General features: G+C 26.1%; 8 protein-coding genes. 6 read left to right on the forward strand and 2 right to left on the reverse strand.

All coding sequences use genetic code 11. The features are described 5' to 3' along the window. Nucleotides 1-142 precede the first annotated feature (142 nt). Entirely contained in the window at nt 143-1,027 is an 885-nt protein-coding gene (locus ACRDBA_RS16415; protein WP_438574010.1) for a helix-turn-helix domain-containing protein, read from the forward strand. Between the two features lie 110 nt (nt 1,028-1,137). Continuing rightward, nucleotides 1,138-4,350, forward strand: coding sequence for a ligand-binding sensor domain-containing protein (locus tag ACRDBA_RS16420; protein ID WP_438574011.1), 3,213 nt, complete (start codon nt 1,138-1,140; stop codon nt 4,348-4,350). Between the two features lie 162 nt (nt 4,351-4,512). Here the strand turns inward: ACRDBA_RS16420 and ACRDBA_RS16425 are convergent, their stop codons facing one another. Beyond that, complete coding sequence (locus ACRDBA_RS16425) at nt 4,513-4,857, reverse strand: DUF134 domain-containing protein (RefSeq protein WP_438574012.1); 345 nt, start codon at nt 4,855-4,857, stop codon at nt 4,513-4,515. Between the two features lie 121 nt (nt 4,858-4,978). Here ACRDBA_RS16425 and ACRDBA_RS16430 point away from each other — a divergent pair, with 121 nt between their 5' ends. The 4 genes from ACRDBA_RS16430 (at nt 4,979) to ACRDBA_RS16445 (ending at nt 7,086) form a co-directional block, all read left to right on the forward strand. After that, nucleotides 4,979-5,338 (forward strand): NifB/NifX family molybdenum-iron cluster-binding protein, encoded by a 360-nt coding sequence (locus ACRDBA_RS16430; protein ID WP_438574013.1) that lies wholly within the window; start codon nt 4,979-4,981, stop codon nt 5,336-5,338. 235 nt (nt 5,339-5,573) lie between these two features. Further along, nucleotides 5,574-5,759: a plasmid mobilization protein gene (locus ACRDBA_RS16435; RefSeq protein ID WP_438574014.1), complete on the forward strand. Its 186-nt coding sequence runs from the start codon at nt 5,574-5,576 to the stop codon at nt 5,757-5,759. Between the two features lie 171 nt (nt 5,760-5,930). Then, nucleotides 5,931-6,824 carry an Alp7A family actin-like protein gene (locus tag ACRDBA_RS16440; RefSeq protein WP_438574015.1) on the forward strand — a complete coding sequence of 298 codons (894 nt, stop codon included), beginning with the start codon at nt 5,931-5,933 and terminating at the stop codon, nt 6,822-6,824. After that, the gene (locus tag ACRDBA_RS16445) at nt 6,817-7,086 is read left to right on the forward strand and encodes a hypothetical protein (protein ID WP_438574016.1); all 270 of its coding nucleotides are present in this window, start codon (nt 6,817-6,819) and stop codon (nt 7,084-7,086) included. The genes ACRDBA_RS16440 and ACRDBA_RS16445 overlap by 8 nt, the downstream gene beginning before the upstream one ends. Nucleotides 7,087-7,132: 46 nt before the next feature. Here ACRDBA_RS16445 and ACRDBA_RS16450 read toward each other — a convergent pair. Further along, the coding region (locus ACRDBA_RS16450) for a hypothetical protein (RefSeq protein ID WP_438574017.1) at nt 7,133-7,494 on the reverse strand (362 nt) is incomplete at its 5' end.

A 7,494-nucleotide genomic window follows, 5' to 3' on the forward strand; every position in this document is an offset into this window, starting at 1 on the left:
TTCATATATAAATATTGACGTTTAGGAGTAATTCTATACTGTCTTTTAAATTTCCAGCAGTCCTTTTTAAATTGTAGCAAGTTTAGGTACTGGAAATTAACTTAAAACTGTCTACAAAAGATATTATACGAGGAGAATTAATATGTTTAGAATAAATTTATTAAATAATAATTCAGAAATTATCAAATATAAAAATAAGGACTTTCTAATAAACTCAAATGAATATTTATTATCTAATTTTCCACATAGGTCTGTCGCAAACCATTGGCATAGCGAATTTGAATTTACTATAATTTTATCAGGGAAAATGTCATATTCAGTAAACGGAAAGGCTTACGAGTTAGAGGAGGGTCAGGGGATATTCATTAATTCTAATCAATTACATTATGGATTTGCTACTGATGATTCAGATTGTAAATTTATATGTGTTCAAGTTAATCCATCTCTTACTTCACATATAAATCATATTGAAGAAAGTTATATTACTCCAATATGTGAAGATATCTCGCATCCATTTTTTATATTTAATAAATCTATAAGTTGGCAAAGAGATGTTATAGAAACTTTAATAAAAATACATAATATTTTTAAGACTGAAGAAGAAGGTTTTGAGTTACAGCTTATGAGTAACTTTTATTCTATTCTTTATGTCCTTTATAATATTGTAAAAAACAATATATCCTCTCAGGAAGACTATTATAATAAGGATTTAATGGCTATGCATAATATGATTGGTTATATTCAAAATAACTATAAAAATAAAATTACTTTAAACGATATAGCATCATCTGCTAACGTATGTCGTAGCAACTGTTGTAGGATTTTTCAAACTATAATAAATAAGTCTCCAATTGCTTATTTAATAGAATACCGTTTAAATGAAAGTATTAAAATTCTTAATAGAACGCAATGCTCAATTACTGAAATTGCATTAAATTGTGGATTTAATAGCTCAAGCTATTTTACTGAAATTTTTCATAAAAATATGGGATGTACACCCTCAGAATATAGAAAGAATATTAGTTGACAATAGTGATTACATATAAATTGTAAAAATTTATATATTTTATAGAAAAGTGTAAAAATTTCCACTATAATAAAATTAAAAACAGAATATTGTTAAATAAAGGGTATTATATGAAAGTAAATAAATTAATTAACAAGAGATTATTAATAATATTATCACTGTCTATACTGTTTGTCTTAACTAATAGTTATACAGTGTTTTCTTACGATGATAATGTAAAATTTAGAAGAATCACAGTTGAAAATGGATTGTCACAAATGAATGTACAAAAGGTTTTTCAAGATAGTGAAGGTTATATGTGGTTTGGAACTGAAGACGGGTTAAATAAGTATAATGGAAGAGAATTTACAGTTTATAGATATAGGCAAAATAATTATAATACATTAAGCAATAATGTGATACGAGATATTGAAGAAGATAATGATAAAAATATATGGGTAGGAACATCAAATGGTTTAAATAGAATAAATTATGATGATGGAAAAACTAATATATATATACCTAATAAGAAGGGGTGTAATATTTCAAGCGGTTCTATAAATGATATATTTTTAGATAGTAAAGGAAATATTCTTATTGGAACTAACAATGGATTAAATATTTATAATGAGAAAGAGGATAACTTTACAAGATTATGTACTGGGGATAATACAAAATTTAAATTAGATAATGAAATGATTAGTGCTATAGAAGAAGATTCAAAGGGGAATTATTGGATAGGTACATATTCTGGATTAAACAAAGTTGATAATGTTACTAAAGAAGTAACTAAATTCAATTTTGAAGGTTTATCTGAATATAAGATTGATAATATTACAATTAATACACTGTATTTAGATGGGAATACATTGTGGATAGGTGTTAGATATGGTGGTTTATATAAGATAAATATTGAAACAGAGAAATTAGAAAAAGTTAAGATTTCAAATGAAAATATTAATGAGAATATAGATATAAGAGATATTGAAAAAAGCGATGATAAGACATTTTGGTTTGCTACAGATATAGGATTAGGTAGATATAATATAGAAAGTCAAAACCTATATTTATACAAAAATAAACCATATGATAATAATACTATTAGTAATAGTAATATTAGAACTGTGCATAAGGGACAGTCGGGATATCTTTGGGTAGGTACGGAAGATGGAATTAATATTTTTAATGCAAATTCAGCATTTTCACAATTTAAGAATGATATTTTTGATGATAATTCATTAAGTGATAGTTCTATTTCAGGGATTTATGAAGATGATAAAGGTCTATTATGGATTGGAACTAATAGATATGGATTAAATATAATAGATAGAAATAATGATAAGATTACAAGAATAAATACGGATACTTTTCCACTTATACTCAGTAATGACAATGTGAGACAAGTTGTTGGAATTGGAAATGAAGTATGGGTTGCTACACAAAATGGATTAAATAAGATAGATAGTGAAGCAAATACATCAACTGTTTATGGGGTTAATGAAGGTCTTATTGATACAGATATAAGATCACTTCTTATAGATAATGAAGGGAATCTTTGGATAGGTACTCGAACAAGGTTATTTTTATTTGATAGGAAAAAAAGTATTATAGATTTAACAGATTTATTTAAAGAAAATGGTATTAATGTAGATAGAATAAGAGATATTTATCAAGATGATGAAGGAATATTTTGGATAGTAACAGGTGGAGAGTCAGGATTAGTTAAGTATAATAAAAAATTAAATACATTTAAGGTTTATAACGACTTTAATGATGGTATAGAAAATAAAGGAACTGATAACCTATGGGGTATTACATCAGATAACAGTAATATTTGGCTTAGTACTAGTGGGGGAATTATAAAAATAGATAAAAAAACTGATGAATATAAGAGATATACTGAGCAAGAAGGTTTATCTAATAATAATGTATTAGGAATATTATTAGATCAAAATAATGATTTATGGATTAGTACCTATTATGGAATAAATTATTTCAAAGTAAAAAGCGAAACCTTTACAACCTATGATATAACTGATGGATTACAAGGTAATGAGTTTAATCAATATTCATACTTTAAAAGTAAAAGTGGAGAAATGCTTTTTGGTGGAATGTATGGATTAACTATTTTTAACCCAAAAGATATTATTGATAATGAAAATGTATTTGAGCCTAAGCTTAAATTAGAGACTTTACTTGTTAATGGAAAAAAAATGATGTTTGAAGACAATTTTACTTCAAAGCATGATGAAAATAATGTTAGTTTCAAATTATTTTTCCCAGATTATAAGGATTCTAAAAATATTAAATTTGCCTATAATTTATCTGGTGTGGATAAGGACTGGGTTTATTCTGAAGGGCGAAGTTATATTGGATATACTAATTTAAAGCCAGGGGATTATACTTTTAAAGCATTAGCTAGAGGTTCAGATGGAATTTGGTCTAAGCCGTTAACTATACAGTTTAAGATAGCTAAGCCCCTTTGGAAAACACCATTTGCTTATTTTATTTATTTAAGTATATGTATAATTATAATATGGTTTATATACAATAGAGTAAATTTGTTAAATAAGTTAATTGACAAAAGAACTAAACAATTAAATAATAAGCTTGAGGAAAATGAGCGATTATATTCTAAATTATTAAAAAATGAGAAATATAAAAATAATTATTTTATTAACTTATCTCATGAGCTACGAACTCCTTTAAATATTATTAATTCTGTTCAAGCTCTAGTTAAAGATTTAAATAAAACACAAAAAGAACTTGATAGAAGAAAACTAGATTATTATATGGATTCTGTAAAATTAAGTTCAGATAGGTTACTAAACTTAATTAATAATATTATAAATACTTCAAAAATTGAGTCGGGACAATATAAGTTAGATATGAGAATTTATAATATAGTTGAGATTGTAGAAAATGTTGCTCTTTCAATGAGAGAATTAGTTCATGAAAAGGGAATAGAGCTTATTATAGATCCAGAAATAGAAGAAAAGTTTATGAGATGTGATAAAGATGAAATTGAAAAGGTAATTATTAATTTAATAGCTAATGCAACTAAGTTCACAGAAGAAAGAGGTAAAATAGAAGTTCTAATACATGATTTAGGTAATGAAATTCAGATATGTGTCAAAGATACAGGAAAAGGAATAGATCCTAAATATCATAAGCGTATTTTTAATAGGTTTGACCAAGCATATGAATCATCTACAGAAGAGCATGGAGGTAGTGGACTTGGGCTAACTTTAACAAAGCAATTAATAGAACTTCATAATGGTCGTATTTATGTAGAAAGTGAATTAGGAAAAGGAAGTAAATTTATTATTATATTACCTGTGTAGAAGTTGCTTTGAAAAATACAAAAGATTATAGTCTATATTCGTACTTAAATAAGCAAAATTCAAACTATCAAAATTAAATTAACTTGTATATTAATTTAATATATAAAATAAATTTATACCAATAGTTGTAATTATATATAAAGAAGTAGTATTTAATTTTTACTACTTCTTTATTTTATGGCATTTATTACAGCCACACCAATTATCTTCATTATTGCACAGCGTAAAGTCGCCACCTTCTATCTTTAATATATAGCCATCAACTAATGTTTTAGCTATTTTTAATCTTGCATCATTATATATTCTTTGAATTGTAGTTCTAGCAACATTCATTCTTTTAGAGCACTCTTCTTGAGTTAAGCCTTCTAAATCCATAAGACGTATTACTTCATATTCATCAATAGTCATAATAATATATTTTTCACTTAAATTAATTTTTTTTATAGGTCCAAATAAAGTACTTTTAGGTAAACAACAAACTTTACGGAACTTTCTAGGTCTAGCCATAATAATCCTCCTAAAATTATTGACATATGTTCATTATAAGTTTAGTATACTTTATAATGAACATATGTCAATAACTTGTTATTATTAGAATATTAAATATTTAAGAAAGAGGGTATTAATTATGAAAATAGCATTACCATGTCGCAACAATCAAATTGATAATCATTTTGGACATTGCGAATATTTTACTGTCGTTACTATTGATATGGATTCAAAAAAAATAACTAATTCAGAAAAGGTTGAATCTCCAGAAGGTTGTGGATGTAAATCAAATATAGCAGAAGTTTTAGCTCAAAAAGGGGTTACTATTATGTTAGCAGGTAATATGGGATTAGGTGCAGTAAATGTTTTAGAAAGATCAGGAATTGAAGTAATTCGTGGATGTTCAGGAGACTTAAATACAGTTACTTCTAAATGGCTTGATGGTTCATTGAAGGATTCAGGGGATAATTGTAATCACCATGAATGTAATCATGGATAAATATAAAATTAATATTATATAGATAAGATAAAAGCTAATAATTGTAGGGTTTTCTACGATTATTAGCTTTTTATACTTTAAAGGTGTATTTATAGTAGCCAACATTTAATGATTTTCAATGATATATTTGTCGATATAAAAATATTTTTTTGTATCATATTTTTACAAAATATGTAAAAGACCTGTGTTATTGTATATATTGTATGGACAAACTATACATAATTGGAGGTAAATCATGAAAGATGCAACAATAATGCTAAGAGTTACGACAGAGCAAAAGCTTGCAATAAAGCGAATGGCAAGGAAACAAGGGATGACAATTACCGAATTTATGTTATTAAGTATGATGAAATCTATAAATAAGACAGAATTAGATGGGTCTTTTGATGAAGAACATCAAGTTATAGGTAATAAGGTTTAGACAATAAGTATATTATTAAGACTTTTTATTGGTATAAAGTAGATTTTATATTAACTTAACATTATAAATACTATGAATTACCATAAAAGTATGTTTCATTAAAATTTCAAGTTTATTAAATGGGAAGTATAGCATACGGGGAATATTAAAGGGAAAAGGAGAATTAATGAAATGAGAATTAGTGCAGATATTGGTTATAATACTACAAACTTTATAGGAGATAACGCAGAGGGGTCTTTTTTATCTACTATAAAAGAAAAGATACATGAATTAGAAACAGCTAAATATATTGTTGAGTGGAATAATAAAACTTACCTAGTTGGAAATACTGATGGTTTCACAAGCACTGAGCAATCAAGAGATAAGGATGCAATCTTTCATATATGTTTATATACAGCAATAGCAGCAAGTATGACTACTACTGTTGATCATGATATTAGAATTGTTACAGGGCTTCCAGCTCAGTTTTTTGCAGAACAAAAGGCAAGTTTAATAAAAGCTCTTGAGGGAAGAAGAGTCTTTATGAAACTTAATGGACAAACTAGAAATTTTACTATTACTAAGGTTGTGGTATTTCCACAATCAGCAGGATTATTTTTATATGATAAATCGTTAGTTGAAAAAGATACACTTGTAGCAGACATCGGTGGAGGAACATTAGATATAGCTTTTATGAGTCAAGGGCAATTTAAGGAAGCAAAAACATATCCAGTTGGAGTTAATTCTACTTATGATATATTGCTTCAGGATTTATCAAAGTATGGAGTAAATTATTCTAACAGAATGAAGGCAGAAGAAATAATTCATGATGGAACTATATTTGTAAATGGAAAAGAAGTTGATGTTAAAAGGGATATTGAAGAAGTTTTAGATATAAAATCAAAGGAAATTATAAATACTATAAAGCAAGCATTTCCTGAACAATCAAAATACTCAAGATGGATATTTATAGGTGGTGGAGCTCTATTGTTAAGAAATTATTTAGATGGATATAAAGTTTTAGATGAAGCTCAAATGATTAATGTTAAGACTTATGACATTATAGGAAAGAGTAAGAATGTCTAAAAAAATTAAGACTACAATAACATTGTCAGCTCACATAAAAGAATTTGCAAGTAATGAGGCAAAGGCTTTAGGTTTAGACTTTTCTGCTTATATGAGCGTTTTAATAGCAGAAAAAATGAGGGGTATAACATTAGCACCACCAATAAATAATACAACTCAAAGAGAAGAAGCTATTTTAGAACCTAAGATTACACCAAAAGAAATTATAGTAGAAATAGATAGTAGCCAAGAAAGTGAAATAGATAGATTATTAGAAATGTAAAATAAAAAGGTATTTGTATAAAAATACAGGTACCTTTTTGCAATAGTTATTTTAAAATATAATCTATTAACATTGAAATAGAAATTAAAATAATGATTTGAAGCTTCAATAAAACAATAAAAGTATTAAAGATATTATCCTTGTGTAATATAAATATTGTTATAGAAAAAATAAGTGTAATAAATCCGAATCTGATCCAAGCAGAGCTACGTTTTTTATTAGAAAAATATATATAATTATTTTTGTATTTCAAATCATGTTTATTATCTAACAAATATGTAATTAAAATAGATGGAGGTGTGAGTAAATCATAGGCTTTGTTTATATTTTTATTTAAGTGTAATTTGTACAAAACTCCAATTACAATCATAATAATTGGAATTATTCCAGAAAGAATTAGAAACAGTG

The sequence above is a fragment of the Clostridium sp. genome, from assembly GCF_051654825.1.
Taxonomy (GTDB): Bacteria; Bacillota; Clostridia; order Clostridiales; family Clostridiaceae; genus Clostridium.

What these genes read in the sequence shown, in the direction of transcription:
- ACRDBA_RS16420 (WP_438574011.1), top strand. Translation starts at nt 1,138, where the DNA reads ATGAAAGTAAATAAATTAATTAACAAGAGATTATTAATAATATTATCA.
- ACRDBA_RS16425 (WP_438574012.1), bottom strand. Translation starts at nt 4,857, where the DNA reads ATGGCTAGACCTAGAAAGTTCCGTAAAGTTTGTTGTTTACCTAAAAGT.
- ACRDBA_RS16445 (WP_438574016.1), top strand. Translation starts at nt 6,817, where the DNA reads ATGTCTAAAAAAATTAAGACTACAATAACATTGTCAGCTCACATAAAA.
- ACRDBA_RS16415 (WP_438574010.1), top strand. Translation starts at nt 143, where the DNA reads ATGTTTAGAATAAATTTATTAAATAATAATTCAGAAATTATCAAATAT.
- ACRDBA_RS16435 (WP_438574014.1), top strand. Translation starts at nt 5,574, where the DNA reads ATGAAAGATGCAACAATAATGCTAAGAGTTACGACAGAGCAAAAGCTT.
- ACRDBA_RS16430 (WP_438574013.1), top strand. Translation starts at nt 4,979, where the DNA reads ATGAAAATAGCATTACCATGTCGCAACAATCAAATTGATAATCATTTT.
- ACRDBA_RS16440 (WP_438574015.1), top strand. Translation starts at nt 5,931, where the DNA reads ATGAGAATTAGTGCAGATATTGGTTATAATACTACAAACTTTATAGGA.